The following is a 1562-nucleotide window of genomic DNA, read 5'->3' on the forward strand; positions in this document are numbered from 1 at the left end:
TGGAGGCACTATTCGCCGGGTTCACCGAGGTCGATCCCGCGGACCTCGTTCGGCGTGCGGGACCTGATCGCCGGCGTCAACGCGAGCTTCCGGTTCCGCCCGGACATCGGTGTCGTGGTGACCGACCGGGTCGGGGAGATCGAGCTGGCCTCGGCGTTTCTCACCTACAACGACGCCAGCTACGCCGCGCGCACCTTCGCGCTGGGTGCGGCCGGCACGGAGCCGGTACGTTCGCGGCACGGCCTGGTGTTCGTGCCGCGCGGCGACGTGGCCCATGCGACGGGCCTTGATCGCCTGGTGGTGCCGGGCGCGGACGCCGCCCTCCGGCCGGATCGTGACCTGGAGGCCCGCGCGCGCGACTCGCTCGGCCTTGCGCCCGAGTATCTGCACGCTCGGCCGGACTTCGCGTTCGAGGCGGCGCTGCACGACCTCGCCCGGACGGTGAACGTGCCGACCGCCCGGTGGGAGGCCAAGTCGCTGGAGTATCAGACGGCCGACCTGGAGTTGGCCGGTCCGGGGTGGCCCTGGGCCGCCACGGTGCTTCCGCTGCTGTACGGCCTGCTCGGTCTCGCCGCGCTCTTCCTCGTTCGGCTGGTCGTGCGGCTGATCGCGCGCCGCCGGCCATCCCGGCGCCCGGCGTGACCCACCTGCACTACGAGGTGGTCCGATGAACCCGGGCGCCGGCGGCCGGCTCACGGCTGGACGTCGAAGCTGAACATCATCCCGGCCTCGTGGTGCTCGGCGATGTGGCAGTGCGCCATCCACCGGCCCGGGTTGGTGACATCGAGGAGGATGTCGACGGTCTCGCCGGCCCGGGTGAGGACGGTGTCCTTCCAGACCAGGTTCGGCTCCGGCACGCCGTCGCGGCTCAGGATGAGGAACCGTCCCGCGCCGTGGATGTGGAACGGGTGGTGCATGGGGTGATCGCCGGCCATCTCGTTCAGCAATCGGATCTTCACCTGGTCGCCGACCCGGAACCGCCAGTCGATCGCGGCGTTCTCCGCGTCCGTCGCGGCGTCGATGATCTTCCATCGCATGGTCGCCGGCGTCGTGCCGCGATTGACTTCCACCATGTCGTCCTCCCACTCGATGCCGTGGGCGGCACTGCCCGGATGCTCGTGCCCTGTCTCGCCGTGGTGGCCGACGGGCACGTCCTGCGGCAGGAGGGCCATCCCGCACTCGGGACAGTGGCCCGGCTCGGACGAGACCACGTGTGGATGCATCGGGCAGGAATAGTGCTGGCCGGGCTTCGCCTGCGCCGCGGTCATCTCGGCGAGGAAGCGAAGTGTGCGGTCCGGAGCCGCGTCGACGTATGCGGCGATCCGCGCGCGTTCGGCGTGCAGATCCTCGTTGCGGCGCAGGGACTCGAACGCTGCGCCGGCCGCGGGATGGACCGGCCGGTCGCCCACCGCGACGGCCGCGATGTCGTACGTCCTGTTCGGCGTCCGGTGCTGCAGCAGCACCGGGCCGGTGGTCTCGAACCGGACGTCGACGACGGCCCGCTCCGACGGCGCCAGGGTCACCGCGTCGACGAACTCCTCCTGTTCGACGCGGCCGCTGTC

General features: G+C 71.4%; 2 protein-coding genes. One reads left to right on the top strand and one right to left on the bottom strand.

From position 1 onward, the window contains the following. A partial coding sequence (locus AB0M20_RS42675) for a hypothetical protein (protein WP_364307128.1) occupies positions 1–642 on the top strand: 642 nt, incomplete at its 5' end. Positions 643–692: 50 nt separating this feature from the next. Here AB0M20_RS42675 and AB0M20_RS42680 read toward each other — a convergent pair. Then, on the bottom strand, positions 693–1562 hold an 870-nt coding region (locus AB0M20_RS42680), incomplete at its 5' end, for a multicopper oxidase domain-containing protein (protein WP_364307129.1).

The organism is Actinoplanes sp. NPDC051633 (genome assembly GCF_040681735.1).
Taxonomy (GTDB): Bacteria; Actinomycetota; Actinomycetes; order Mycobacteriales; family Micromonosporaceae; genus Actinoplanes.